Here is a 25,383-nt window from a genome sequence, read left to right as displayed (position 1 = left end):
TCATGGGAGACATCACGATGTCCACAAATTCAATGCCGCACTGGGTGGGACCCGAGCGATACGCCTACCTGCAGCAACTGGCCGCCGGCGCCGACCGCCTGTTCGTGGGAGTCGGCCTGCTGCTGGGCGCGGTATCCGCGGCGCTGGCCGGATACCACGGGCAGTGGCAGCCCTTCTTCGCCATCACCGTGCCCAGCGTCGCGCTCATCGCGTGCCAGGTCGCGCTGTTCCCCGGTACCCGCCTCAGCCGGGTGAGCGTGGCGCTCGTGTTGATGGTTCTGTCGGCGGTGATGATCCACCAGTCCGGCGGCATGGTCGAAGTCCACTTCGGCGTGATCCTGCTGATCGCGCTGCTGCTGTACTACCGCGACTGGGTACCGATCGTGGTCGCCGCGGCGGCGATCGCCGTGCACCACGTGGTGTTCTTCTACCTGCAGGCCCGCGGCCTGCCGTTCCCGACCTTCCCGCCCGGCAGCGGCTTCGGCATCGTCGTGCTGCATGCGGCCTACGTGGTCGCGGAAACCGGCCTGCTGGTGGTGATGGCGGTGCAGATGCGTCGCGAGTTGTTGTGTCTGGGCCATGCACCCGAGCAGTTGACCAGGGTGGCGATCGACCTGGCCAACGAGCGTCCGCTAGCCGCCGATGTCGCCGCGATGACGTTCCCCCGGGCCTCGCTCGCCGAGGCGCTGCAGAGCAGCAGCCTGCAACTCCAGCAACGCCTGCAAAGCGAGCGCGCCCTGGGCTCGGAGAACCTGCGCATCCGTACCGCGCTGGACGACGTCACCGCCAACGTGATGATCGCCGACAGCGACCGCACCATCGTGTACGTCAACCGTCCGCTGCTGAGGATGCTTGGCGACGCGCAGGAAGCGCTGCGCCGGGATCTGCCGGAGTTCGATATCGACCACCTGGTCGGCACCAGCATCGACACGTTCCATCGCCACCCCGAGGATCAGGCCGGTCTGCTGGCCGGGCTGGCGGGCAGCCATGAGACCCGGATCGAGGTCGGCGGCCGGATCATGCGCCTGACCATCAGTCCGGTCATCGACGCCGACGACCAACGCCAGGGGTATGTGGTGGAGTGGTACGACCGCACCGCCGAGGTAGCGGTGGAGGAAGAGGTAGCGCAAGTGGTGCGCGCGGCGGCCGCGGGCGACCTCTCCGGCCGCATCGCCACCGAGGGCAAGCACGGGTTCTTCCTGCAACTGGCGGGGCAGCTCAACGGCCTGCTCGATGCCAACGCCGGCAGCCTGTCGGAAGTATCGCGCCTGTTCGGCGCGCTCGCCCGCGGCGACCTCGGCGCGCGCATGCAAGGCGATTTCCATGGCGTATTCGCGCAGATACGCAGCGATGCCGACACCACGGCCGAGCAACTCGCGCGCATCGTCGGCGGTATCCAGCAGTCGTCGCAGGCGATCAGTGACACCGCGACCGGGATCGCCACCGGCAACAACGACCTGTCGCAGCGCACGGCGCAACAGGCAGCCAGCCTGGAGACCGCGGCCGCCTCGATGCAGCAACTGACCGAAGCGGTGCGCCGCAACGCCGAGCACGCCGGCCAGGCACGCGAGCTGTCGGTCGCCGCGGCGGAGGTCGCGACGCAAGGAGGTGAGGTCGTCGGCGAGGTGGTCAGCACGATGCACGGCATCGAGTCCGCCTCGAACAAGATCGCCGAGATCATCGGGGTCATCGACGGCATCGCCTTCCAGACCAATATCCTCGCGCTCAATGCCGCGGTCGAAGCAGCACGGGCCGGCGAGCAGGGCCGTGGCTTCGCGGTAGTCGCCTCGGAGGTTCGCCTGCTCGCGCAGCGCTCGGCGGCCTCGGCCAAGGAGATCAAGGGCCTGATCGAGGACTCGGTTGACAAGATCGCTGGCGGCAGGGCGCTGGCCGACCGGGCGGGCCGGACGATGGGCGACATCGTCACCAGCGTCCGCCACGTGACCGACATCATCACCGGGATCTCCACCGCGTCCCAGGAGCAGTCCGCGGGGATATTGCAGGTCGGCCAGACCATCACCGAGATGGACGAGGCGACCCAGCACAACGCCCGGGTGGTCGACGATGCCAGCATGGCCGCGGGCAGCATGGCGCAACAGGCTGGGCAGCTCATTCAGGCGGTGTCGGTGTTCCGTCTGGACGGGCAGCCAACGGCTGACGCAGCGCTTGCTCCCAAGCCGTTGGCCCTCAAGCGGCTTGCCGGCCGCGGGTGATTGGCTGACGGACTCCGCCCCGCAGCCGTCGGTTCGCTGCGGGGCCGACGCAAGGCTTGGATACCAAGGGGCCGATGCGCTCCCGGATCCGCCCGGTGCGCTCGATAGCCGACGGTCGCCCCGGTCGTGATAACCACCGGGTAGGGCCCGCAACGGCTCGGTTCAAGTTGCCCATGCAGTGATTGCACGCCTTACCGGCGGGGTTGCCACCACGGTGTGCACCGGATGCTGACACCTCGATGCGCACAATGGCGTGTATGCGCACGTCCCGTCACCTCACGTCCCGTCACCTCAGGCCCGCACCAGAGATCGCCGATGACTGGGCGCTGTTGCTGGACGTGGACGGAACCTTGCTCGATTTTGCCCCGACCCCGGACGCCGTCGTGGTACCGGCTGGTCTGGTGGATACCCTGCAGTCGCTCCAGCAAAAACTGGACGGTGCGCTGGCGCTGGTCAGCGGGCGGCCACTGGCGCAACTGGACCGGTTGTTCGCCCCGTTGCAGCTGCCGGCGGCCGGCCTGCACGGGCTGGAAATGCGCCACGACACAACCCGCGCCACCACGCCCGCGCCACCGGTTCCGCTGCAAGCCTTGCTGCACAAGGCGCAGTCACTGGTCAATGGCTACCCGGGCGCTCTGGTGGAGGACAAGGGCGCGACCGTGGCGCTGCACTGGCGCGGCAATCGCGACGCCAAGCCGGCATTGATGTCGCTGGCCGAGGCGGCGCTGACCTGGTTGCCCGGTTATCACCTGCAACCTGGCGACCAGGTGCTGGAACTGCGTCCCGATGGCGCGGACAAGGGAGTGGCCATCGCGGCGCTGATTGCCACCGATCCGTTCCGGGGCCGCCGGCCGGTGTTCGTCGGCGATGACCTCACCGACGAGCATGGCTTCCGGGTGGTGCGCGAACACGCCGGCCTGGCGGTCCTGGTCGGGGACCGGCAACCCAGCGCCGCCGACCACCGCCTGGCCGACCCGACGACTGTGCGCGATTGGCTGTGTCGCGGCGCGGGACGGGAGACCGCACCATGAGTCGGCTGGTCATCGTCTCCAACCGGGTCGCCCTGCCTGGCCAGCCAAGCTCGGGCGGGCTCGCCGTGGCCCTGCACGCAGCGCTGGAGGAGACCGGGGGAATGTGGTTCGGCTGGAGCGGACGGATCACCGGCCAATCCGGAGAACTTCATGAACTCGACGAGTCCAGCCACGGCGAAGCACCGATCCACTACGCCACCATCGATCTCTCGCAGCGCGACCATGACGACTACTACAACGGGTTTGCCAACCGCACCCTGTGGCCGTTGCTGCACTTCCGGGTCGACCTGGTCGACTACAGTCGCGAGACCTACGACGGCTACCGGCGGGTCAATGCCCTGTTCGCCGACAAGCTCGCGCCACTGCTGCGCCAGGACGATATCGTCTGGATCCACGACTACCACCTGATACCGCTGGCGGCGTTGCTGCGCGAGCGCGGCGTGCGCTGCAAGCTGGGTTTCTTCCTGCACGTCCCAATGCCGTCGTCGGACCTGCTGGCCGCACTTCCCCATCACAAGCGCTTGTTCGAAGGCTTGTCGGCGCACGACCTGATCGGCTTCCAGACCCAGCGTGACCTGGAGCGTTTCCAGGATTACGTGCGCCTGTTCGGGCGTGGCCGGGTGATCGACAGCGGCGTGCTGGAAACCGCCGGTGGCCGTCGGCTGCGCGCCGGCGCCTTCCCGATCAGCATCGACACCCGCCACATCGCGCAACAGGCCGCTGCCGCAGTCGACCGGCCCAGCTTCCAGCGATTGGTGGGCAGCCTGTCGGGACGGGCCCTGGCGATCGGTGTCGACCGGCTGGACTACTCCAAGGGACTGCCCGAGCGCTTCCGCGCCTTCGAGCGCTACCTGCGCCAATACCCGGACCAGTTGGGTCACCTGACCTACCTGCAGATCGCCCCGGTCTCACGCGGAGAGGTGCCCGAATACCAGGAGTTGCGGGCTGAGCTGGAGCGCCTGTCGGGTCATATCAATGGCACCCACGCCCGGCCGGACTGGACGCCGATGCGCTACGTCAACCGCAACTTCGCCCATCCCGCGCTGACCGGGTTCTACCGTCTGGCGCGGGTCGCACTGGTGACCCCACTACGCGACGGCATGAACCTGGTTGCCAAGGAGTACATCGCCGCCCAGGACTCCGACGACCCAGGCGTGCTGGTGCTGTCGAGCTTTGCCGGCGCGGCGCGTGAGCTGGGTCAGGCCTTGCTGGTCAATCCCTACGACCTGGATGGCGTCGCCGCGGCCATCGCCCAGGCAATGGACATGCCCCTGGCGGAGCGCCGCGAGCGCTGGCGCTCGATGATGGACTGGCTGCAGGTACACGACATCACCGCATGGCGACGCAGCTATTTACAGGCGCTGCGGGAGAGCTAGGAAAGGCCGAACCATTGCCGTCATTCCCGCGATTGCCGTCATTCCCGCGACTGCCGTCATTCCCGCAACTGCCGTCATTCCCGCGCAGGCGGGAACCCATGGACGTTAAGCCGGTCGAATGCAAAGTCCATGGATCCCCGCCTTCGCGAGGATGACGATCAAAAAAACTTGCGGGACATCACGCTAGCGTGTCGGCTCCATCCATACCAGCGAGGCCATCCGGCCGGTCCGCTGGTCGCGGCGGTGCGAATAGAACCGTTGCGGCTCGGCGATCGTGCACAGGCCGCCGCCAAAGATCCGGTCGGCGCCGAGTCCGGCCTGTTCCAGTCGACGCCGCGCCAACGCGTACAAGTCGACATGCCAGTGACCCGGCCGGGTGCCGATGAACGCATTGCCGGCGGCGCCATCCTGCGAGACGAAGGCGTCGTACACCTCCGCCCCGACCTCGTAGCGCTGCGGCCCTGCCGCCGGGCCGAGCCAGGCGATCAATCCCCCGGGCGCGGTCTCCATCGCCGCGACCGTCGCTTCCAGCACGCCGGCCGCCAACCCGCGCCAGCCGGCGTGGGCGGCGCCGATTTCACGGCCGTCATCGGCGCAGAACAACACCGGCAGGCAGTCGGCGGTGAGGATTGCCAGGACTGTGCCGGGGACGGAGGTGACGGCGGCATCAGCTTCTGGCGCCCCGGCATCCGCGCCCATGTCCGCGCCCATGTCCGCGTCCATGTTCATGTTCATGTCCGGACCAGCACGAAACACCGCCGTTCCATGCACCTGCCGCATCCATACCGGCGCTGCCGGCAGTCCGGCAACGGTGACCAGCGCTGCCCGGTTGGCCTCGACCGTCGCCGGATCGTCGCCATCCGTCGGATTCTTGTTGCCCAGGTTGAAGCGGTCGAACGGCGGCAGCGACGACCCGGCGCCATGACGCAGCGTCGTGAACCCGTGCACCCCGGTTGGCGCGGCCCAGTCCGCCGGCAGCAGTGGTGAGTTTTTCACTCAGCGCTCGCGCTCAGCCGCTTCGTGGGTGTCATCCTGCAGCGCCTTCACCAGCGCCTGCATATCAGGCGGCATCAGCGCACTGCACCGCACCGGCTCACCACTCACCGGATGCACGAATTCCAGCGTCTCGGCGTGCAACGCCTGGCGCTTGAAGCCTTTCAGGGCAGTCACCAGCGCCTCGTTGGCGCCGCGCGGGAGCTTCAGCGACCCGCCATACAACGAGTCGCCGATGATCGGGTGCTTCAGGTGTGCCATGTGCACCCGGATCTGGTGGGTACGACCGGTTTCCAGGCGGCACTCCAGCAAGGTGTGGGCGCGGAAGCGTTCACGCAGGCGGTAATGGGTGATCGCGTCGCGGCCGTCGTCGCGCACTGCCATCCGGATCCGGTCGCGCGGGTGGCGGTCGATCGGCGCGTTCGCGGTTCCGCCCGAGACCAGCGCACCCGACACCACGGCCAGGTATTGCCGGTGCACGTCACGCGCCGACAACTGGGCGACCAGCGCGGTATGCGCGACCAGGCTGCGCGCAACCACCATTACCCCCGAGGTGTTCTTGTCGAGACGATGCACGATGCCCGCCCGGGGCAGCGCGTTCAGCTCCGGGTGCCGGAACAGCAGCGCGTTGACCAGAGTGCCGTCCGGGTTGCCCGCGCCCGGATGCACCACCAGGCCCGCCGGCTTGTCGATCACGATCACATGCTCGTCCTCGAACAAAATCCGCAGCGGAATATCCTCGGCCTCGGAACGGGTCTGGACCTCGGGCACCGCATGCAGGACAACCGATTCGCCACCGCGGACCGGGTCACGCGGGCGCGCTTCACGCCCGTCCAGCAGGACTTCCCCGGACTTGATCCAGCTGGCCAGCCGGCTGCGCGAATACGACGGGAACAGTTCGGCCAGCACCGCATCGAAGCGACGTCCGGCGGCGGCATCAGGCACGACGGCCTGCAGGGAGATGGCAGGTTGGCTCATTGGATGGACACGGTTAAGGGCACACGGCGCGGGACTGCTATTATCGGCGCTTCGTGCCTCCGGCGCCCGTTGATCCCGACCATGACTGATCGTTCCGCCTCAATTCGCCTGTTTTCGCTGATGCTGGTTGTGCTGTTTGTCGGCACCGGCTGCTCAATGTTCAAGAAGAAGGACGCCCCGGAGAACGCGCCGGTAGAGCAGTTGTACGAGAAGGCCCATACCGCGATGACCCACGGCAACTGGTCAAGCGCCGCGACGACCTTCCGCGGCCTCATCGCCCAGTACCCGTATGGCCCGTACACCGAGCAGGCGTTCATGGAAACCGCCTACGCGCAGTACAAGTCCGGCGCGCACGAGGAGGCGATCAGCAGCATCGACCGCTTCATCCGGACCTACCCGACCCACCGCAACATCGCCTACATGTACTACCTGCGCGGGTTGGTGAACTCCAACCGCGACGCGGTGTTCCTGCAGAAGGTTTGGCGGCTGGACGCCAGCCGGCGCGACCTGGCCACCCCGACCCAGGCCTACAACGACTTCTCGATCGTCACCAGCCGTTATCCCAATAGCCGCTTTGCCGCCGATGCGCACAAACGCATGGCCGATCTGCGCGACACCTTCGCACGCCACGAGCTGGAAACGGCCCTGTACTACTTGCGCCGCACTGCGTACGTCGCCGCTGCCGATCGTGCGACCTACCTGCTGGAAACCTATCCCGAGAGCATCTACCAGAACGACGCCGTCGCGACGCTGGCATCCGCTTACGAGGGATTGGGCAACGAGACCCTCGCCGCCGATGCGCGCCGGGTGCTGGCCCAGAACGAACCCGACCATCCGTACCTGAGCGGAAACTGGCCCGACTTCCCCAGCGACTGGCGCAAGCTGAACCCGTTTGCCGGCGAGAAGTCCGCGCTCGACAACTAATGGGGACCCCGCTATCCCTTGTACCCGTTGCTGATGGGGTAGCGGCGCTCGCGACCGAACGCGCGGCGTGACACCTTCGGCCCGGGCGCGGCCTGATGGCGCTTCCATTCGCTGATCCGCACCAGCCGCAATACCTTGTCGACGGTGGCGGCATCGAAGCCGGCTTCGATGATCTCTTCGCGCGATTGTTCCTGGTCCACGTAGCGCACCAGGATCGCGTCAAGCACGTCGTAGGGCGGCAACGAGTCCTGGTCCGTCTGGTCGGCACGCAACTCGGCCGATGGCGGCCGCTCGATCACCCCGACCGGGATGACTCCGACCCCATCGCTGCTGTCACCGACCGTATTGCGCCAGCGCGCCAACTCGAACACCTCGGTCTTGTACAGGTCCTTCAACGGCGCGTAACCGCCGGCCATGTCGCCATAGATGGTCGCGTAGCCGACCGCGTACTCGCTCTTGTTGCCGGTGGTCAGCAGCAAGCCGCCGAACTTGTTGCTCAACGCCATCAGGATCCCGCCACGGGTCCGCGACTGCAGGTTCTCCTCGGTGGTGTCGGCCGGCTCGCCCTCGAACAATTCCGCGAGGGTATCGAGATAGCCCTGGAAAGGCTTCTCGATCGGCAATGTCAGCAGGCGCACGCCCTGCTCGGCGCACTGCTCGGCGGCCAGGTCGTTGGACAGGTCGGCGGTATAGCGCGACGGCATCCGCACGGCGGTGACGTTTTCCGCACCCAGCGCATCCACCGCGATGGCCAGGCACACGGCCGAATCCAGCCCACCCGACAAGCCCAGCCAGACCTTGCCGAAGCCATTTTTCCGGCAATAGTCCCGTGTCCCATACACCACCGCGCGCCAAGCCAGCGCATCCCGGCTTTCATCGCCGTCGTGCGGCCACAGCACCGACTGGAAACGGCGCTGCACCGGGTCGAAATCGACCACCAGCCATTGCTCCTGGAACGCCGCCGCCGGCGGATGCACATGGCCGTCGCCATCAGCCACCATCGAATCACCATCAAACACCACCGCATCCTGGCCGCCGACCCCGTTGAGGTAGGCAATCGGCACGCCGCTACCGCGGGTCGCTTCCTCCAGCAACGCGACACGCCGGCCGTGCTTGTCGCGTTCGAACGGCGAGGCATTGATCGACAACACCAGCTCCGCGCCGGCGGCAATCGTGGAGGCGAGCGGCTCCTGGAACCACAAATCCTCGCAGATCAACAATCCCAGCCGGATCCCGTTGAGCTCGAACACGCAGTCACCCCCGTCCGGGTCGACCACGAAATACCGCCGCTCGTCGAACACCGCGTAATTGGGCAACTCACGCTTGCGGTAGGTCCGCTCGATGCGCCCATCGCGCAGGACGCTGGCCGCGTTGTAGACCACCGACCCGGCCGTTTCCGGCCAACCCACCACCGCGGTGATCCCGGTGGCCGCGCGCGCGATCCGCCGCATCGCCGTATCGCAGTCGGCCAGGAAGCCCGGACGCAACAGCAAGTCCTCCGGTGGATAGCCAGACAGTGCCAACTCGGGGAACAGCACCAGATCGGCCCCGTACTCATCGCGCGCCTGGCCGATGAACGCGACGATCCGGTTGGCGTTGTCCTCGACCGCGCCGACCGGAAAGTCGAACTGCGCGAGCGCGATGCGGATGGGTTGGGCCATGTCAGTCCTCTGCCGGATGTGGAGTGTGAACCAGTGCTTCGCAGATGCACGCCAGCACCGGTCCGATGTCGCTCAAGACGTCATTGTTCCAGAACCGGAGCAGGCTAAAGCCCTGCTCGCGAAGGAACCGGTCGCGGATCGCGTCATGCATGGAGCCATTGTGCTGGCCACCGTCGATCTCGACGATCAAACCGGCATCGAGACAGACGAAATCCACGACATACCGACCGATCGGGAATTGCCGCCTGAATTTGGCGTCCAACAGCCTGCGATCTCGCAGCTGATACCAGACCTTCCGCTCGGCATCGGTCATCGTCGCACGCAACCCACGCGCGAAATTACGTTTCTGCCCTTCGCGCATCCTTGCGCTCCTTCGATGAATATGACGGTGATCGTGGCAATCCTGCGGGCCGGGCGCAACTTCCCTTCTCCCGCCTGCGGGAGAAGGTGCCCGAAGGGCGGATGAGGGCACGCGGAAAAAAAGGTGCCAGTGGACCTTGGCTGCAAGCGCCCTCACCCCAGCCCTCTCCCGCAAGCGGGAGAGGGGGAAAAATCAGATCGGCTCACCCACACAAAAAAGGCCACCCGAAGGTGGCCTTTTTCTCGTTACCTGCGGTCTGGCTTACTTCGCCAAGCGCTTCGCAATCGCCGCGCCCAGGTCGCCCGGCGACTTGACCGTGGTCACGCCGGCCTTTTCCATCGCGGCGAACTTGCCCGCCGCCGTACCCTGGCCGCCCGAGGCGATCGCACCGGCGTGGCCCATGCGCTTGCCTTCCGGGGCGCTGGCACCGGCGATGAAACCCACCACAGGCTTGGTCACGTACTGGGCGATGAACTCGGCCGCTTCTTCCTCGGCGCTGCCGCCGATCTCGCCGACCATGATGATGCCTTCGGTCTGCTCATCGTCCTGGAACAGCTTCAGGCAATCGATGAAGTCCAGGCCGTGGATCGGGTCGCCGCCAATACCAATGACGGTCGACTGGCCCAGGCCCACGTCGGTGGTCTGCTTGACCGCTTCGTAGGTCAGGGTGCCGGAACGGCTGACGATGCCGATCTTGCCGACGGTGTGGATGTGGCCGGGCATGATCCCGATCTTGCACTCGCCGGGAGTGATCACGCCGGGGCAGTTCGGGCCGATCAACACGACATCGTCGTAGTCGTTCAGCACGTTCTTGACCCGCAGCATGTCCAGCACCGGAATGCCCTCGGTGATGCACACGATGACGGTGATGCCGGCATCGGCCGCTTCCAGGATCGCGTCGGCGGCAAAGGCCGGCGGCACGTAGATGACCGACGCATCGGCGCCGGTCTGGTCGACGGCATCGGCGACGGTGTTGAAGACCGGCAGGTTCAGGTGCGTGGTGCCGCCCTTGCCCGGGGTCACGCCACCCACGACCTGGGTGCCGTAGTCGAGCATCTGCTCGGCGTGGAAGGTTCCCTGCGAGCCGGTGAAGCCCTGCACGATCACCTTGGTGTTCTTGTTGATCAAAACGCTCATGTGTATCGAATCCTGGTGAGGGTGTCAGGCGGCAACGGCGGCAACGGCCTTGCGCGCGCCGTCGTTGATGTCGTCGGCCGGCGTGATGGCAAGGCCGGAGTTCTTCAGCAACTCCTTGCCCGCTTCCACGTTGGTACCGGCCAGGCGCACGATCACCGGCACCTTGACGTCGACTTCCTTGACCGCCGCGATGATGCCCTCGGCAATCATGTCGCAACGCACGATGCCGCCGAAGATGTTGACGAAGATCGCCTTCACGTCGTCGCTCGACAGGATCAGCTTGAACGCCTCGGTCACGCGCTCCTTGGTGGCGCCGCCGCCAACGTCCAGGAAGTTCGCCGGCGAGCCGCCGTTGAGCGAGATCACGTCCATCGTCGCCATTGCCAGGCCCGCGCCGTTGACCATGCAACCGATGTTGCCGTCCATGGTCACGTAGTTCAGGTCGTGCTGGCTGGCCTTGACCTCGGCCTCGTCTTCCTGGCGGATGTCGCGCATCTGGGCCAGGTCGGCGTGGCGGAAGGTGGCGCTGTCATCGGAGTTGATCTTGCCGTCCAGCACCGCCAGGTTGCCATCGGTGAGGATTGCCAGCGGGTTCAGCTCGACCAGCGCCAGGTCCTTCTCGTGGAACAGCTTGAACAGCCCCATCATGATCTTGGTCAGCTGGTTGGACTGCTTGGAGGTCAGGCCCATGTCGAAGCCGAGCGCGCGGCACTGGTAGGGCTGCAGGCCTTCCACGTAGTTGACGTGGATGGTCTTGATCGCCTCGGGCTTCTCGCGGGCGACCTGCTCGATCTCCATACCGCCTTCGGCCGACGCGATGAAGGTCACCGTCTGCGTGCTGCGGTCGACCAGCACCGACAGGTACAGCTCCTTGTCGATATCGGTGCCTTCGCACACCAGCACGGTGTCGATCGGCAACTCGACGCCAGCGGTCTGGTAGGTTTCCATCTTGGTGCCCAGCATCGCCGCGGCGTACTGTTTTACTTCGTCATACGACCGGGCGAGCTTGACGCCGCCGGCCTTGCCGCGACCACCGGCATGGATCTGCGCCTTGACGACCCACAGGTCGCCGGGGATGGACTTGGCCGCTTCGACCGCTTCTTCCGGAGTGCGCGCAATGCGCCCGGCCGGCACCGCAATGCCGTAGTCGGCAAACAGCTGCTTTGCCTGGTATTCGTGAAAATTCATGCGTCACCGAGGGGAGTGGAAGACGTCCCACGCGGAGGCCACCGAAAAACGGCGCGGCGCGAGGGGGCCAAGTATTGTCGCCGATCGCGGCGGGGTGAGCAAAAACCGTCCGCCTGCTGACCTCAAGTCATTGAAAGCAGAGGCTCTGGGGCACTCGGCTTTTGTTCGTCATCCCCGCGAAGGCGGGGATCCATGGACGTTACGTGCCTGAATATCAAAGTCCATGGATGACCAGCCCTTTGGACTGTTGTGAAGCGCTTCCCGCCTTCGCGGGAATGACGGCAATTGTTCAGCGATTCCCTAGTGTGCTCCGGCGGTGGCGCTTGGCTGCCCTGCCGGCGCGGACAGCGGCAGGTCCCAATGGCGCCCGCTGCCTTGCTGCAGCGCGATGCGCAGGGCCTGCCCACCGTTGACGATCTCGATCAGGTGCTGCGGGCTGTGCAGCTCCGCCGGTCGTGCCGCCAGTCGCTCGGCCAACGGCCGGCGGTCGTCGGGATGGGTCTGCAACCAGTACACCGTCGAGCCCAGCCGCATCTTCGCGCCGGTGTCCTGGGCATTTTTCAGGTAGTCCTGATAAGCCGGGCCCGAGATGTGGGTCAATATGCAGCCAACCGGATTGCGGATGCAGCTGAAGTCGAATGCTGCCGGCAGTGCCGACGGCGGTAACGGGCGGTCGTTGACAATCGCGCGCTCGGTCGCTTCATCGCAGCCCACCGCCATGATGGCGGCGCTGCGCATATAGGTGCCCTCGCGGTCATACAACAGGTTGCTGTCAGGAAAACCCGCCGCCGCCAGCCCGGCCCGCATGAAGGCAAACTCGCCCTTCATCACTTCGCACATCGACAGTTCCTGCGGCCGTGGCGGTGCCAGGGCGGCCCCACAGACGGGGGGCAGTGATTCGCCGGCTGGCGCGCGCGCCAGCATTTCAGCGAACATCCTCAAAGAGCCATCAACAAAGCCGGACGCTATCCCCTTCCCGAGCAGAGTGTCCGCGTTCGTACCCAGACGCCGCCAGGTATTGATGTCGTGGCAGACGCCGGAAAATGCCGCCTCGCGGTCGCCGGTAACGAAGTCCAGCGCCTGACTGGCCCGGCGCGCCCGCGCGCCGACACTGAAGTTCGGCGACGGGCGATAAATGGCCGGCTCGAACGGATTGCGGTAGTAATCGGTCCCGTCCAGTGCCGCACGCTCGATCAATGCCCGATTGTGCGTGCGCCAGCCTTGGTAGTCCGCCTCCCTGGCGCTGACGTGCTGCAGGCAGGCCACCGGGTCCGCCAGGCACGACATCGGCAAGTCGCTTTCATCGCGCGACCGCCGCGTGAACTGTCCCTGCGCCACGCTGGCAAAATTCGCCATCGTCGATCCAGCGTCGACGGGCTGTCCGTTGGGAGCGGACAAGGCATTGAACCGCCGCCCATCAGTGGCCGCGATCGCCGCGACCTGGTCGGGCGGCACGTCATAGGGCATCAGCCATAGCGCCGCAAACGCGTTGGTTCCGGTGACCGGCTCGCGGTCGCTCATCAACGCCAGTGCGCGCTCGTGCTGGTCACTCGGACCCAGTGCCCGCGAGATCACGTACAAGCCAATAACCACCATGACTACCGCTCCGGTTGCCACGGCCGCCCATTTCAGAAAACGTTTCATCCCCATCCCCATCCCCATCCCCACATCCATATCAAGGCCGCGCCACTGTCGCCCGGGCGCACGACACCACAACGACGTCACTTCCCCTTGGTTCGTCCGATACTGTCATCGACCATCGGCGCCCGCAATCTGGAAGCCCCGGTCGATCTGCCTATACTCCGCGTGACCGCAACGGGGACTCGCGCTTGCCACTGACCATCGCCGCCATCCCGGCCGAAGACGCCGACAACGCACTGCGCCGTGAGCTGTACCTGTGCACCCTGTACCGGCTGCTGGAAGCGTCGTTGTTGGTGCTGGTGTTGTTTGGCCCGGTCGCCGACATGATCGACCCGCCCCGGCACCAGCTGGTCGCGCAGGCGGGCGCGCTGTCGTATGTCTTCCTGTCGGCGCTGCTGTTTGCATTCCGCAATCGCGGCGAGCTTCGCAACCAGGCTTTGACCGGGATCGCCTGCGACCTGTTTTTCGGCCTGCTGGCCATCCACGCCATCCCTGCGGTAGGCACCGGCATTGCGTTGATGCTGATGTTCAACGTGGGCGCCGCCGCGTTGCTGCTGCCGGCGCGGCTGGGACTGGCGGCGGCATTCCTCGCGGTGGGCGGGATTATCGGCGAACACCTGTGGAGCGTGGCACTGGAAGCCAGCGACCGCGCCCTGGCTGAGCCGCTGATGTTCGCCGTCGGTTACCTCGCCATTGCCACCACCACCAGCGTGCTGGGCCGGCAGATGCGCGACAGCTACGACCTGGCCGAGCACCGCGGCGTGCAGACCGCCCACCTGACCGAGGTCAACGAGCTGATCATCCGCCGGTTGCGCACCGGCGTGCTGCTGGTCGACGGCCACAACCGGGTACAGCTGGCCAACGAAGCCGCCAACCTGCTGCTGGGTGATGCCGGTGAAGGCAACCGCGACCTGGGCATGGCCCTGCCCGAGCTGGCCAAGCGCCTGGCCAGTTGGCGCGAAACCGGCAAGGCCAACGAGGACCCGCTATTGGTCGCCGCCGACCAGAACGAGGTGGTGCCGCGTTTCACCCGCCTGCTGGCCGGCAGCGACCAGACCCTGGTGTTCCTTGACGACACCTCACTGGTCTCGCGGCGCGCCGAATCGATGACCCTGGCCACCCTTGGGCGCTTCTCCGCCAGCCTCGCCCACGAGATCCGCAACCCGCTGGCGGCGATCAACTACGCCGTGCAACTGCTGGAGGAATCCGACGACGTCGCCACCGCCGACCGTCGCCTGCTGCAGATCATCCGCCAGCAGGGTCAACGCATGAACGGCATCGTCGAGAACGTGCTCGGTATGGCGCGCCGTGACCCGGCCAAGCCCGACTACATCGAGCTGATTGGCATGACCCGCCATTTCGTTGAGGACTATCGCGCCGGGCACCCCCTGGAACAGGACAGTTTGTTGACGACCAGCGAATTGCCCCGGATTGCCGCGCTGGTCGACCCGCGCCAGCTGCACCAGATCCTCACCGTGCTGGTCCACAACGCCCTGACCTACGGACGCATCCCGGGCGAACCGGCGCGGGTGACCCTGCATGTGTACCTGGACAGCCATCAGCACCCGGTCATCGACGTCACCGACCGTGGCCCGGGGATCCCCGAGCGCGTGGCGCAGCAGTTGTTCCGGCCCTTTTTCACCACCTCCGGCCATGGCACCGGGCTGGGGCTGTACATCGCCCGCGAGTTGTCGCGCGCCAACCAGGCCTCGCTTGACCACATCGCCCTGCCGGCCGGCGGCAGTTGCTTCCGCCTGCGCCTGTCGTCCACCGGCACGGACAAGCGTGTGCCCGATAACGGTACTCACGGCAATCCGCGCCGCCAGCGGTCATGATCGATTAAGCTGTCACCATGACCGGAGGAGCAATGACAGACACCCGCAGCGCATTGGTGATCGACGACGAGCGCGACATCCGCGAGTTGCTGGTCATGACCCTGGGACGGATGGGCCTGCGGTGCGACACCGCATCCAGCCTGTCTGACGCCCGGGCCCAACTGGCACGCAACCAGTACGACCTGTGCCTGACCGACATGCGGCTGCCGGATGGCTCGGGTCTGGACCTGGTCGCGGAGATCGCCCACCGCCACCCCGACACCCCGGTCGCGATGATCACCGCATTCGGCAATGTCGACTCGGCCGTGGAGGCACTCAAGGCCGGCGCATTCGACTTCGTCGCCAAGCCGGTGGAATTGTCGGTGTTGCGCGACCTGGTCCGCCACGCCCTGGAGCTGAAGGACAAGCCGGCTCCCGTCCACAACCCGGAAGCCGTCGCCACCCGCCTGTACGGCGAGTCGCCGGCGATGGTCAGCCTGCGCCATACCATCACCAAGGTCGCCCGCAGCCAGGCTCCGGTCTACATCGCCGGCGAGTCCGGCGTCGGCAAGGAGCTGGTCGCCCGCACCATCCATTCCGAAGGGGGCCGCGGTGCCAGCCCGTTCGTGCCGGTCAACTGCGGCGCGATCCCTTCGGAGTTGATGGAAAGCGAGTTCTTCGGCCACAAGAAGGGCAGCTTTACCGGCGCCCACGCCGACAAGCCGGGCCTGTTCCAGAGCGCCGACGGCGGCACCTTGTTCCTGGACGAGGTTGCCGAGCTGCCACTGGCGATGCAGGTCAAGTTGCTGCGCGCGATCCAGGAAAAATCGATCAAGCCGGTTGGTGCCAACGCCGAGATTCCGGTCGATGTGCGCATCCTGTCGGCCACCCACAAGGACCTCGCGCGCATGGTGGCCGATGGCCGCTTCCGCCAGGATCTGTACTACCGCATCAACGTCATCGAGCTGCACGTGCCACCGCTGCGCGGCCGACGGGAGGACCTGCCCGGCCTGTCGGCCAAGATCCTCCAGCGTCTGTCCGCCGACCTGGGCTGCCAAACGCCAAGCCTGAGCGCCGATGCCGTGGCGGCGCTGGGGCAATACCATTTCCCCGGCAACGTACGTGAACTGGAGAACATCCTCGAACGCGCCATGGCGTTGACCGATGGCGGCAGCCTGACCGCCGCCGACCTGTCGCTGCCGCAACATTCCGGCTTCAGCAACCCACCTGGCAATCCCCAGCACCCCGGCATCTCCCACCCGCAGGCCCCGCAGACCGCCGCGGCAGCGGCCGGCATCGACCCGCGCACCATCGACCCGCGCGATACCGCAACCAGCGCCCTGCCCTCGTATATCGAGGAGATCGAGCGCGCCGCGATCAACCACGCCCTGCAGGAAAACCGCTACAACAAGACCCGTACCGCCGCCGCGCTGGGCATCACTTTCCGCGCATTGCGCTACAAGCTGAAGAAACTCGGCATCGACTGAACCAAGGATGGAAACCATGGATACGGATATCCAGTCACTCGCAGCAACCGCCCGGCGATGGTCGACGCTGCTGTCGCAAGACACCCGCCTGATCGAGATCGACACCGCGCCGTCCGGCGCGCTGGTGGTCGAACGTTTCGACGGCCGCGAATCGGTCTGCGACGACTTCACCTTCAACATCGACTGCCTGTCGATGTCGGCGTTCCTGGACGCCAAGGCACTGATCGGGCAACCGCTGGCGCTACGCTTGCGGCAGGCCGACGGGTCACATCGCCATTGGCACGGCTACTGCACCCAGGTGGCGCCGCTTGGCAGCGACGGCGGCCTGGCCCGTTATCGGCTGACGATGGAGCCGTGGACCGCATTCCTGAAACTGCGCCGCAACGCACTGGTGTTCCAGAACCTGGACGCGCTGGGCGTGGTCGAGCGGGTTCTCGCCGACTACCCGCAAGCCGCCTTCCGGGTCGACGCCAACCAGTCACTGGCGTGCTACCCCACCACCACCCAATACCGCGAGACCGACCACGCCTTCGTATTCCGCCTGCTGGCCGACGCCGGCCTTGCCTGGCGCTTCGAACACTCCGGCCCGGCCACCACCCACACCCTGGTGATTTTCGACCGCGACGCCGAACCCCCTGCCGCCAGCCCGGCCACGTTGCGCTTCCACCGCAGCGATGCCGCCGAGTCGCGTGACGCGATCAACCACTTCACAGAGCAGCGCCAAGCCACCACCAACGCCTTCACCACCGCCAGCTGGCAAGCCGAGCAGGTCGAAGCCACCGCAGCCAGCCTGACCACCAACCCCGCCGGCCCGCACCTGCCGACCCGCGAGGTCTACACCGTCCCGCGCGCCGGCCGTTTTGCCGTGCGCACGCATGCCGACCTCGCCGCCGCGCTGCAACTTGATGCCTTGCGCCTGCCGCAGCGCCTGCATGCGGGCACCGGCAGCGGTCGTGGACTGGCGCCCGGGTTCGTCTTCACCCTGTCCCAGCATCCCGGCCTATCCGACCAGCGCTTCCTCCCGCTGGTGATCGAGCACATCGCCGCCAACAACCTGGGCAGCGGCATCGTCGCCCTGCTCGACAGCGCATTCACCGGCAGCGGCGACCTGGAGCGCGGCAGCTACCGCAACCGCTTCCTGGCGGTCACCGCCGACACCCCCATCGTTCCGGTCTCGCGGCCCCGACCGACCGTGCATGGCCTGCAGACCGCCCACGTGGTCGGCCTGCCCGATGCCAGCATCACCTCCACCCGCGACCACCAGGTCCGCATCCAGTTCCCGTGGCAACGCGGCGTCGCCCCCAACCGCGGCGGCCTCACCGAGACCGGCTCCAGCACCCACCCCGACGGCCACGCCCCCGGCGACCACAGCAGCGGCACCTGGGTGCGGGTATCGGAATGGCAGGCCGGTCCCAACTGGGGCAGCCACGCCCTGCCGCGTATCGGTAGCGAGGTGCTGGTCGAGTTCCTGCATGGCGACATCGACCAGCCCGTGATCGTCGGCCAGCTCTACAACGGTGCGATTCCCCCACCGTTCGCCCTGGCCGATGCCAGCAACCATCCCGGTACCTTCAGCGGCCTGCACAGCCAATCACTCGACGGCAGCGGCACCCAGCAATGGCTGATGGACGATGCCAGCGGTCAGCTGCGCCAGCGCCTGCACACCAGCCTCGCCGACAGCCGGCTGGAACTCGGCTACCTGATCGACCCCAATAACGCCCGCCGCGGCGAGCTTCGTGGGCAGGGCTTCGACCTGGCCACCCTCGGCTGGGCCAACCTGCGCGCCGGTCAGGGCGTGTTGCTGTCGACCACCGCAAGAAGCAACGCCACCTCGACCCAGTTGGACACGTCCGACGCGCTGGCCCAACTCAAGGGCGCCGAGCGCACCGCGCAAGCCCTGAGCGACGCCGCCCAAGGCAGCGAAGTCGCCGCGCTGGCCGCCAACCCCGCCCAGACCGACCTGATCACCGCGCTGGACCCCGAGCAGGACGGCAAGCACCCGGCCACCGTCAACGGCCAAAGCGCCACCAAGCCAAACGCCAGCGCCCGTGACGGCGGCGACGCCGTCGAGAAGTTCGCGACGCCGCTGCTACTGGCAGAATCCCCCGACGCCATCGCACTGACCACGCCCAACAGCGCCCTGGCCTACGCCGGCGGCAACACCCACCTGACCAGCCAACAAGACACCCATATGGCGGCCGGCCACACCTTTGCCGGCGTCAGCGGCGGCCACGTCGCCCTGTTCGCCCAGCACGGCCCGATCAAGGCGATCGCCGCCAACGGCCCGGTGACTCTGCAGGCCCACTCCGGCCCATTGGAACTACTGGCCGACCAATCCGTCACCATCACCGCCACCGACGAACGCATCGACGTACTGGCGAAGCAGAAGATCGTCCTGCAGGCGGGTCAGACCCAGATCACCCTGGAAGGCGGCGACATCAAGTTCGCCTGCCCGGGCAACTTCACGGTGAAGGCCGGGCAGGTGCCGTTTCGGGGTGGGGCGAGTGCGGCGGCGATGTTGGCGGCATTGCCGGATAGCAAACTTAAACTGGACAACTGGATCGAAGTCAATCATCGCGACGCAGACAACCAGCCGTTCGCAGGACAGGGCTACACGATATTTTTCGAAGGCGGTCAAACGATCAAGGGCAAGCTCGATGCCGGCGGCCACGCGCGGCATGAGAATGTGCCTGAGAAGGCCGAACGAGTGGAGTACGAGCCGCGCAAACCATTGGACGATGAGCCGTGGAAGCCGACCAGATCGATCATGCAAGCTGCAATTGCAAAGTTAGGTTAAGGACAACCGAACATGGAGTGGGACGAACTGGAAAACGCGCTCGCGTGGTTCACATCCGCGCCGGCCGAATGGATCGACAGTGCAGGCGAGAGTCTTGCAGCGGCAGCCGAGTGGATCTGGGAGGTGCTGCAAGGCGACTTCAACGAGGAGCAAAGCAACGCCCAGATGATTACAGGCATGGTGGTCTCGATGATCCCCGGCGTCGATCAGCTCTGCGACGTGCGTGATGTAGTTGCCAACTGCAGGAAGATCAACGAAGACACGTCCAACACGTGGGCATGGATCGGCTTGACCATCACCCTGATCGGGCTGATTCCCGTCTTGGGCTCACTGGCCAAGGGCTGCTTCAAGATTCTGGTCGCCTCTAGCCGCAAAGCCACGATCCGGGTTGCCAAGAACACTGTCGATACCGACCTGTGGAAGCACACTTCCTACTGGGTGGACGTGGGCATCGGCAAGCTCAACAAACACCTGGACACGCCGGCCGTGCGCGCCACCCTCCGGTTCATGAAATTGGACAACCCATACAAATGGTTGGCCGGGAAGGTGCGCGAAGTTGCCGGCGCGCTCAACGTTTCGCTTCTGACCAAAGCCTTTGACGAGATCGTGTCGGCACTGCGTGATCTGGTGGACTTGATCCAGCGCTGGGGCTCGGCTGCGATGGGCAGTCAAGCCGGACAACTGCTGCAGATGGTGTTGACCATCCGCAGGGCAGCCAATACGCAGTTGGCCAAGGTGCTGCGGCCGGTGACGAACTGGCTGGATCGCGTCGCGCGGCGGCTGGACGTCGAGGCCGACCAGGCCTATCGGGCACGGGTCAATTCGATCAATCCGCATTTCTTCAAGCGTCCCGCCAACGAAGCCGAGTTGGAGACGTTCAGGCGAGACAAGCCCGACTGGGTGGATGAGGGAAGCGACCTCTCGTATGACGCGTTAGAAGATGCTCCGCCGGGAAGGCTGGGGTATCCCGACATGGGCGACACGGTGAAGGGGCCGACCAAAGGGGGTTACAAGACCTTCCACGGCACGCTCAACGCCGTCGCCTACCCGCCCGGCACGGTGCTGTACCGCATCGTCGATCCAAAATCGTACGACAACTCGATCTGCTGGATGACCAAGTCTGAGTTCGACCAGCTCAAGAGCAAGGCCGAGTGGCGGCGCCGGTTCGCGGTCAAGGCCGAATGGAACAGCAACGGCGAGTACGTCACCTACACCGTGCCGCCGGGCAAAGGTTTGAAGGCTTGGGAAGGAACGGTGGCGTCGCAGGCGTACAAAAACCCCACGACCAAGCGAGCCGAATATGTACTCGAAGGCGGAGCGCGTCAGATCGTGCTCGATCCTGCCGATCTGGATGTCGCCTACTTGGGCCAACGTCACGCCACCGGGTGGGGCTACCGTAGTCTGGCCGGTGAGCCGCTCAGCCTGGTCGGCGTGCCGGTGCTGAAGAACAATCTGTATGCAAGCAAGGACTGATCATGGCAACACCACTGATTCCACAAGAGGTGTATCTGCTGGAACGCTTCAGCACCCTCGACTACTTTCGGGCGGTCCGCGACAACTACGAGGCGACGATCAAGTACGCCGAGCAGTGCCTTGACGCATTCGTCAACAACCTGCCGCCGGACTATCGCAGCCGTCATCTGAGCCGGCAGCCGGATGTGGTCTGGGGGGAGAGCGTATTGCCGAACATGCGCAGCACGCTGAGGAGCCTGTGCGAGGGGTACATCATGGTGTCGCATGGTGAGCTCAACGGACTCGGAGCAGCATCTGAAGTCGGCAGCGACCACCGCGGTATCATCGAGCACGACTGGACCTGGATGGACGAACCGCAGGTGACAGCGGTGGTGCAGGGAGGCAGTGACAAGTTCTGGGACCTTCTTGGGGACACGCTCCGGCCGGCAAGCATGGTGACGAATACGATTGATCGTTACTGGAACCCAGGTACTCTCACGGAGCGCTACTCGGAGGGTAGCTTTGGTCCACTGGAGCCGCCGCAACGCTGGTCGCGTTACCATCTCAATTCGTCAGTACAGGTCGCGACTGGTGAGCCGATTCCGAAGAGCGGCATCTATTTGCCGGACATCGATCGCAGCTGCGCCTCGCTGCTGGTCACCGGCGACAAGGCACCCAAAGCCCGGCACTTGATCCGTATTGATGAGAGCATCGACGAGAATGGTGTTGTCTGGCAGAAGGTCCCGATCTCGGAAAAGCGCCCCACGTCGTGGACTTTGATTGAGCGTGTGCCAGGCGAATCAATCCCATTCGAGGAAGGCCTTGGCCCGATCGAATCCGCGCCTCTGCGTGTCCCAGCCAACAAGGCCTGCCCACGTACCGGCTACTGGTTCACTCCCGCCAAGCAAGGCAGCCGTCGCTACTTCAAGCAGGGCGACGCGTTCCCCGTGATAGATGGCAGCAGCTACGGCGCCACGTTCTGGCAATGGTCGCCCGATCAGTCCGACCCCACGCTGTAGATGGAGGCCGATATGCAAGTAGATATTCGACGCCGGGATCAGAGGAGTTGCAGTGATCAGGTTTCAGTACCCTGCCTCGCGCACATGCCGTACCGCTAACACGACCACCTCGCGACCGTCGTAGCGATACAACACCACATAACCACCCGCTGCAAACTCGACCAGCCACTCGCGGAACTCCGGTGCCATTTCAGGCGTGGGGCGCCCGGCTTCTGGATGCTGCGTCAAGACCCCCACACCCTCACGGATCACCCGGATCGCTCGTCGCGCGGCATCCGGGCTTTTCGCCTCCAGGAAGGCGTGCAGCCGCGCAATGTCCCCCAGCGCGTCGGACGTCCACTTCAGCCGTGACATTCCGGCATATCCGCATCCTTGCCCGATTCAAGCTTGGCCATCCAGGCATCCGCTTCCGCCGCTGTCACGTGCAGACCCGTCTCTTGGTAGGCCGCCCATGCCGCAAGTCCCGCCTGACGGAAACTCTCGCGCTTTTCCTCACGCTCGACGTACTGCTCGACCGCTTCGCGTAACAGCCAATGGCTCGAACGATGCCTCGCTTCCGCGAGCCGTTGTATCCGGACCTTGATATCCGGATCGATCTTCACGCTGGTAGTGGGCGCCGCCATGACCTTCCTCAAAGGTGTTACCTCTTAACACCCTACGCCGATCACTCAGGGGCGGCAAGCAGCGCCAAAGCCGGCGACGCGTACGCGCACCGCGGATCCTTCCCCTGCTGGATGACACCGTGGAGCGTGTCAACATCACACTGCCACGGTGCGTACTGAAACGCCTGGATGCCAACGCAAAGCAACTGGGCGAAACCCGCCTCCAGCTACATCGCCCACGTGGCCATCGGTTGATTGATGGCCCCTTGAGTTCCGCCGGTCAGGTTGCCCCGCCCTTCCAGTTCGAGCTCCCAACGGCGAGCCATCGCATCCAGCTTTGCGCAACCCGGCCTTGTGGCGTCCATGTCCTTTTGCGCGTCCGCGCCAGTTTTGGACTGGTCAAGTAAAATCGGTATGATTCAACATGATTAACCATAGAGTCCAATCCATGAACACCAAAGTAGTGACCGCCCACCTGCCACAGCCGCTCGCCGACAAGGTCGACCTGCTGGCCGCCCGGATGGAACGCTCGCGCGGGTGGATCGTCAAGCAGGCATTGAGTGCTTGGGTCGATCAAGAGGAAGAACGACGACAGCTGACGCTTGAGGCTTTGGCAGATGTCGACAGCGGCAATGTCATTGACCACCAGGCGATGCAGGCTTGGGCCGACAGCCTGTCCGGCGACCAGCCGCTTCCGCCGCCGCGTTGATGGACCTGCAGTGGACTGCCCAGGCGACGTCGGACGTGACTCGCCTCCACGGGTTTTTGCTGGCTGCCAACCCCGGCGCGGCGACTCGCACCGTACAAGCGCTGATAGCAGTGCCATGGCGATTGCGGGAACAGCCCCGGCTGGGGGAACGACTCGATGAGTTCGATCCCCGCGAAGTCCGCCGCATCCTGGTAGGCCATTACGAAATGCGCTACGAAATCCACGCCTCCGGCCTGTACGTGCTTCGCGTATGGCATACCCGCGAAAACCGGTGATCCGGCCCACTTAGCTACCGTCAGTAGTGATATCGCAACTGAGCGATAAGCAAAGAATCATCGGCCACTTTGTAGACGATTCGGTGCTCGTCATTGACGCGTCGCGACCAGTAACCGGACAACGCATGCCTCAGTGGCTCTGGCTTCCCGGTGCCTGTATGCGGCGTCCTGGTGATCACTTTGATCAGGCCGTTGATACGCTGCACCAGCTTCTTGTCGATCTTCTGCCAGTACAAATAGTCTTCCCACGCTTGCTCGGAGAAGACTAGCTTCACTCAGCCAAGCTCCGCTCTCTGCCCTTCCCAGACTCAAGAGCTGCAATGCTCTCGAGCAAACGCTGAGCGTTCCTGGGGCTGCGCAACAGGTAGGCGGTTTCCTCAAGCGCTTTGAAATCATCCAGCGCAATCATCACAACAGCCTGCTGGCCATTGCGGGTGATGATGACAGGCTCGTGGTCACCGCATACGCGGTCCATCGTATCGGCCAATTTGGCTCGTGCAGCGCTGTAGGTAATCGTGTTCATAGCGCACCTCCAGTTGTACGCATATCTGTACAAGTGTAGATGCATCTTGTCAAGAGCCAGCCCCTGACAATTACGTAAGGAAACTCCGCGCCCGACTGGACTTCCTACGGTCACAGGCGGGAGCCCAGGGACGTCGGTTGCCTGGCAGGCAATCGTGGCGCTGTCTTCGCTCGATCAAAAACACTTCTTAAATCAATCGCTATCTACGCAGATCATCGCGTCTGCCGGTCAGCTCCGGCGCAGCAGGCGTAAGCAGCAACGTACGGGCGCAATCAGCCGTGTTTGCGCTTTGGTCGCTCAGTCAAGGCCTTGCGTGCGGCTTCGGTCTTGGCCATGTTCTCGGCAATCGTGTGCAACTCGGTACGGGCGAACCGGTTGAGCACGTCGCGCATCAATGGCTGGTAGCCGATGCCGTGGTAGTCGGCGATCAACTTCATGTCCTTGATCAATGCGCTCTGCAGACGAACCGAGATCAGTTTCAGGCCAAGTGCTTCATCCAGCGCCGCCTCTTCAGACGAGTCGGCCACGCGCACGTGTGCCTCGTCGCGACCGAGCTTGCCCGATTCCCAGTCGCACTCTTCAACTCGTAGCGCGGGGCGGGAAGTCTTGCGGGAAGTGGTGCTCATGGTGTTCTCCATCAATGGGTCAGCAGCAACAGGGTCGGCTTCATTGGCCAAACTTGCGATAGATACGCAACTCTTCCGCATTCGGGCCGTAAGCGGTCTTCAGGAACACGTCCTCGCCGCTCTGAACGAAGACGATTTTCAGCGACCGTCCGTGGTGTGTTTGCGCGATGAACCAGCGCGTCGGCGGATTGGTACGGTTCTCGGCGCGGTCATCGATCAGCAAGCGGCCCGTGCGGTTGGCAAAACACTCTTCCACATCGCGCGCGGTGACGTCATGTCGCTTGAGAAGTTTGGACTGGATGGCGGGACTGATGATCAAGGGCATCCCGGGCAAGCTCCTGCGGCCAGGCCGGCATTGTATATCTAAAAGAGATACAAGTCGATCTCAGCACTGGCTTGTACCGGATTACAGCCCCGACGAGCCGCCTCATGGGATGCCGACGGACCGAGTTGCGGCCACAACAATGCCTTCAGCGGCTATGAGCCCGAAGAGGCTCGCCCACTCCCGGCCGTGGTCAACCTGTTCCGCCTGTTGAACAAGCACCCCGAGCAGCTGGCAGAACTGACGCACTGAAC

The 25,383-nt window shown here is 65.1% G+C and carries 26 protein-coding genes; 13 read left to right on the top strand and 13 right to left on the bottom strand.

Translation table 11 applies throughout. From position 1 onward, the window contains the following. The first annotated feature begins 17 nt into the window (after positions 1-17). From ACW7G6_RS09075 to otsA, 3 genes are all read left to right on the top strand, one after another. A complete protein-coding gene (locus ACW7G6_RS09075; RefSeq protein WP_456998083.1) occupies positions 18-2,213 on the top strand; it encodes a methyl-accepting chemotaxis protein in 2,196 nt (731 codons plus the stop codon). A gap of 257 nt (positions 2,214-2,470) precedes the next feature. Further along, positions 2,471-3,244, top strand: a complete 774-nt coding sequence (gene otsB / locus ACW7G6_RS09070) for a trehalose-phosphatase (RefSeq protein WP_456978369.1) — start codon at positions 2,471-2,473, stop codon at positions 3,242-3,244. Next, entirely contained in the window at positions 3,241-4,620 is a 1,380-nt protein-coding gene (otsA, locus tag ACW7G6_RS09065) for an alpha,alpha-trehalose-phosphate synthase (UDP-forming) (RefSeq protein ID WP_456998082.1), read from the top strand. Before otsB ends, otsA begins: the two co-directional genes overlap by 4 nt. Positions 4,621-4,803: 183 nt before the next feature. On the opposite strand, the gene pgeF is transcribed toward otsA, so the two are convergent. Next, a complete protein-coding gene (pgeF, locus tag ACW7G6_RS09060; protein ID WP_456998081.1) occupies positions 4,804-5,616 on the bottom strand; it encodes a peptidoglycan editing factor PgeF in 813 nt (270 codons plus the stop codon). Next, positions 5,617-6,591, bottom strand: a complete 975-nt coding sequence (rluD, locus tag ACW7G6_RS09055) for a 23S rRNA pseudouridine(1911/1915/1917) synthase RluD (RefSeq protein ID WP_456978365.1) — start codon at positions 6,589-6,591, stop codon at positions 5,617-5,619. 81 nt (positions 6,592-6,672) lie between these two features. Here rluD and ACW7G6_RS09050 point away from each other — a divergent pair, with 81 nt between their 5' ends. Continuing rightward, positions 6,673-7,515, top strand: coding sequence for an outer membrane protein assembly factor BamD (locus tag ACW7G6_RS09050; RefSeq protein ID WP_456978364.1), 843 nt, complete (start codon positions 6,673-6,675; stop codon positions 7,513-7,515). A gap of 11 nt (positions 7,516-7,526) precedes the next feature. On the opposite strand, the gene ACW7G6_RS09045 is transcribed toward ACW7G6_RS09050, so the two are convergent. The 5 genes from ACW7G6_RS09045 to ACW7G6_RS09025 form a co-directional block, all read right to left on the bottom strand. Further along, the gene (locus tag ACW7G6_RS09045; RefSeq protein WP_456998080.1) at positions 7,527-9,176 is read right to left on the bottom strand and encodes an NAD+ synthase; all 1,650 of its coding nucleotides are present in this window, start codon (positions 9,174-9,176) and stop codon (positions 7,527-7,529) included. A 1-nt stretch (position 9,177) separates the two neighbouring features. Beyond that, entirely contained in the window at positions 9,178-9,537 is a 360-nt protein-coding gene (locus tag ACW7G6_RS09040) for an endonuclease domain-containing protein (RefSeq protein WP_456978362.1), read from the bottom strand. 261 nt (positions 9,538-9,798) lie between these two features. After that, on the bottom strand, positions 9,799-10,674 hold the full coding sequence (gene sucD, locus ACW7G6_RS09035) for a succinate--CoA ligase subunit alpha (protein WP_456962344.1): 876 nt from the start codon (positions 10,672-10,674) through the stop codon (positions 9,799-9,801). 24 nt (positions 10,675-10,698) lie between these two features. Next, the gene (gene sucC, locus ACW7G6_RS09030; RefSeq protein WP_456978361.1) at positions 10,699-11,862 is read right to left on the bottom strand and encodes an ADP-forming succinate--CoA ligase subunit beta; all 1,164 of its coding nucleotides are present in this window, start codon (positions 11,860-11,862) and stop codon (positions 10,699-10,701) included. Positions 11,863-12,162: 300 nt separating this feature from the next. Continuing rightward, complete coding sequence (locus tag ACW7G6_RS09025) at positions 12,163-13,506, bottom strand: hypothetical protein (protein ID WP_456998079.1); 1,344 nt, start codon at positions 13,504-13,506, stop codon at positions 12,163-12,165. Between the two features lie 191 nt (positions 13,507-13,697). Between ACW7G6_RS09025 and ACW7G6_RS09020 the strand changes: the two genes are divergently transcribed. From ACW7G6_RS09020 to ACW7G6_RS09000, 5 genes are read left to right on the top strand one after another with little or no spacing between them, the layout of a single operon-like run. Next, positions 13,698-15,338 (top strand): sensor histidine kinase, encoded by a 1,641-nt coding sequence (locus tag ACW7G6_RS09020; protein WP_456978833.1) that lies wholly within the window; start codon positions 13,698-13,700, stop codon positions 15,336-15,338. 32 nt (positions 15,339-15,370) lie between these two features. Then, entirely contained in the window at positions 15,371-16,804 is a 1,434-nt protein-coding gene (locus tag ACW7G6_RS09015; protein WP_456978359.1) for a sigma-54-dependent transcriptional regulator, read from the top strand. 16 nt (positions 16,805-16,820) lie between these two features. Next, entirely contained in the window at positions 16,821-19,601 is a 2,781-nt protein-coding gene (locus ACW7G6_RS09010) for a type VI secretion system Vgr family protein (protein WP_456998078.1), read from the top strand. Between the two features lie 12 nt (positions 19,602-19,613). Further along, positions 19,614-21,074 carry a hypothetical protein gene (locus tag ACW7G6_RS09005; RefSeq protein WP_456978357.1) on the top strand — a complete coding sequence of 487 codons (1,461 nt, stop codon included), beginning with the start codon at positions 19,614-19,616 and terminating at the stop codon, positions 21,072-21,074. Between the two features lie 2 nt (positions 21,075-21,076). Next, complete coding sequence (locus tag ACW7G6_RS09000; protein ID WP_456998077.1) at positions 21,077-22,072, top strand: hypothetical protein; 996 nt, start codon at positions 21,077-21,079, stop codon at positions 22,070-22,072. Between the two features lie 63 nt (positions 22,073-22,135). On the opposite strand, the gene ACW7G6_RS08995 is transcribed toward ACW7G6_RS09000, so the two are convergent. Then, a complete protein-coding gene (locus ACW7G6_RS08995; RefSeq protein ID WP_456978355.1) occupies positions 22,136-22,426 on the bottom strand; it encodes a type II toxin-antitoxin system RelE/ParE family toxin in 291 nt (96 codons plus the stop codon). Next, the gene (locus tag ACW7G6_RS08990) at positions 22,414-22,695 is read right to left on the bottom strand and encodes a CopG family ribbon-helix-helix protein (protein ID WP_456998076.1); all 282 of its coding nucleotides are present in this window, start codon (positions 22,693-22,695) and stop codon (positions 22,414-22,416) included. Before ACW7G6_RS08990 ends, ACW7G6_RS08995 begins: the two co-directional genes overlap by 13 nt. Before the next feature lie 14 nt (positions 22,696-22,709). Between ACW7G6_RS08990 and ACW7G6_RS08985 the strand changes: the two genes are divergently transcribed. The 3 genes from ACW7G6_RS08985 to ACW7G6_RS08975 are packed head-to-tail and all read left to right on the top strand — an operon-like array spanning position 22,710 to position 23,658. After that, the gene (locus ACW7G6_RS08985) at positions 22,710-23,081 is read left to right on the top strand and encodes a type II toxin-antitoxin system HicB family antitoxin (protein WP_456978352.1); all 372 of its coding nucleotides are present in this window, start codon (positions 22,710-22,712) and stop codon (positions 23,079-23,081) included. Between the two features lie 41 nt (positions 23,082-23,122). Continuing rightward, on the top strand, positions 23,123-23,383 hold the full coding sequence (locus ACW7G6_RS08980; protein ID WP_456978351.1) for a CopG family ribbon-helix-helix protein: 261 nt from the start codon (positions 23,123-23,125) through the stop codon (positions 23,381-23,383). Then, complete coding sequence (locus ACW7G6_RS08975) at positions 23,383-23,658, top strand: type II toxin-antitoxin system RelE/ParE family toxin (protein ID WP_456978350.1); 276 nt, start codon at positions 23,383-23,385, stop codon at positions 23,656-23,658. The genes ACW7G6_RS08980 and ACW7G6_RS08975 overlap by 1 nt, the downstream gene beginning before the upstream one ends. A 20-nt stretch (positions 23,659-23,678) precedes the next feature. Here ACW7G6_RS08975 and ACW7G6_RS08970 read toward each other — a convergent pair whose 3' ends face one another. From ACW7G6_RS08970 to ACW7G6_RS08955, 4 genes are all read right to left on the bottom strand, one after another. Beyond that, positions 23,679-23,933, bottom strand: a complete 255-nt coding sequence (locus ACW7G6_RS08970) for a Txe/YoeB family addiction module toxin (protein ID WP_456978349.1) — start codon at positions 23,931-23,933, stop codon at positions 23,679-23,681. Further along, complete coding sequence (locus ACW7G6_RS08965) at positions 23,930-24,181, bottom strand: type II toxin-antitoxin system Phd/YefM family antitoxin (protein WP_456978348.1); 252 nt, start codon at positions 24,179-24,181, stop codon at positions 23,930-23,932. The genes ACW7G6_RS08970 and ACW7G6_RS08965 overlap by 4 nt, the downstream gene beginning before the upstream one ends. Before the next feature lie 272 nt (positions 24,182-24,453). Beyond that, positions 24,454-24,807 carry a hypothetical protein gene (locus ACW7G6_RS08960; RefSeq protein WP_456978347.1) on the bottom strand — a complete coding sequence of 118 codons (354 nt, stop codon included), beginning with the start codon at positions 24,805-24,807 and terminating at the stop codon, positions 24,454-24,456. 40 nt (positions 24,808-24,847) lie between these two features. Further along, entirely contained in the window at positions 24,848-25,132 is a 285-nt protein-coding gene (locus ACW7G6_RS08955; protein WP_456978346.1) for a DUF4258 domain-containing protein, read from the bottom strand. Positions 25,133-25,189: 57 nt separating this feature from the next. On the opposite strand from ACW7G6_RS08955, the gene ACW7G6_RS08950 reads away from it, so the two are divergent. After that, positions 25,190-25,381: a type II toxin-antitoxin system MqsA family antitoxin gene (locus tag ACW7G6_RS08950; RefSeq protein WP_456998155.1), complete on the top strand. Its 192-nt coding sequence runs from the start codon at positions 25,190-25,192 to the stop codon at positions 25,379-25,381. The last annotated feature ends 2 nt before the right edge of the window (positions 25,382-25,383 follow it).

The organism is Lysobacter sp. A421 (assembly GCF_054052145.1).
Note: the sequence above shows the minus strand (reverse complement) of the source record. Positions and strands in the feature narration are given on the sequence as shown.

Bases quoted from the DNA above. Each gene is read 5' to 3' on its own strand.
- ACW7G6_RS09075 (WP_456998083.1), top strand. From the start codon at position 18: ATGTCCACAAATTCAATGCCGCACTGGGTGGGACCCGAGCGATACGCC.
- otsB (WP_456978369.1), top strand. From the start codon at position 2,471: ATGCGCACGTCCCGTCACCTCACGTCCCGTCACCTCAGGCCCGCACCA.
- otsA (WP_456998082.1), top strand. From the start codon at position 3,241: ATGAGTCGGCTGGTCATCGTCTCCAACCGGGTCGCCCTGCCTGGCCAG.
- rluD (WP_456978365.1), bottom strand. From the start codon at position 6,591: ATGAGCCAACCTGCCATCTCCCTGCAGGCCGTCGTGCCTGATGCCGCC.
- ACW7G6_RS09050 (WP_456978364.1), top strand. From the start codon at position 6,673: ATGACTGATCGTTCCGCCTCAATTCGCCTGTTTTCGCTGATGCTGGTT.
- ACW7G6_RS09045 (WP_456998080.1), bottom strand. From the start codon at position 9,176: ATGGCCCAACCCATCCGCATCGCGCTCGCGCAGTTCGACTTTCCGGTC.
- ACW7G6_RS09040 (WP_456978362.1), bottom strand. From the start codon at position 9,537: ATGCGCGAAGGGCAGAAACGTAATTTCGCGCGTGGGTTGCGTGCGACG.
- sucD (WP_456962344.1), bottom strand. From the start codon at position 10,674: ATGAGCGTTTTGATCAACAAGAACACCAAGGTGATCGTGCAGGGCTTC.
- sucC (WP_456978361.1), bottom strand. From the start codon at position 11,862: ATGAATTTTCACGAATACCAGGCAAAGCAGCTGTTTGCCGACTACGGC.
- ACW7G6_RS09025 (WP_456998079.1), bottom strand. From the start codon at position 13,506: ATGAAACGTTTTCTGAAATGGGCGGCCGTGGCAACCGGAGCGGTAGTC.
- ACW7G6_RS09015 (WP_456978359.1), top strand. From the start codon at position 15,371: ATGACAGACACCCGCAGCGCATTGGTGATCGACGACGAGCGCGACATC.
- ACW7G6_RS09010 (WP_456998078.1), top strand. From the start codon at position 16,821: ATGGATACGGATATCCAGTCACTCGCAGCAACCGCCCGGCGATGGTCG.
- ACW7G6_RS09005 (WP_456978357.1), top strand. From the start codon at position 19,614: ATGGAGTGGGACGAACTGGAAAACGCGCTCGCGTGGTTCACATCCGCG.
- ACW7G6_RS09000 (WP_456998077.1), top strand. From the start codon at position 21,077: ATGGCAACACCACTGATTCCACAAGAGGTGTATCTGCTGGAACGCTTC.
- ACW7G6_RS08995 (WP_456978355.1), bottom strand. From the start codon at position 22,426: ATGTCACGGCTGAAGTGGACGTCCGACGCGCTGGGGGACATTGCGCGG.
- ACW7G6_RS08990 (WP_456998076.1), bottom strand. From the start codon at position 22,695: ATGGCGGCGCCCACTACCAGCGTGAAGATCGATCCGGATATCAAGGTC.
- ACW7G6_RS08980 (WP_456978351.1), top strand. From the start codon at position 23,123: ATGAACACCAAAGTAGTGACCGCCCACCTGCCACAGCCGCTCGCCGAC.
- ACW7G6_RS08975 (WP_456978350.1), top strand. From the start codon at position 23,383: ATGGACCTGCAGTGGACTGCCCAGGCGACGTCGGACGTGACTCGCCTC.
- ACW7G6_RS08965 (WP_456978348.1), bottom strand. From the start codon at position 24,181: ATGAACACGATTACCTACAGCGCTGCACGAGCCAAATTGGCCGATACG.
- ACW7G6_RS08960 (WP_456978347.1), bottom strand. From the start codon at position 24,807: ATGAGCACCACTTCCCGCAAGACTTCCCGCCCCGCGCTACGAGTTGAA.
- ACW7G6_RS08955 (WP_456978346.1), bottom strand. From the start codon at position 25,132: ATGCCCTTGATCATCAGTCCCGCCATCCAGTCCAAACTTCTCAAGCGA.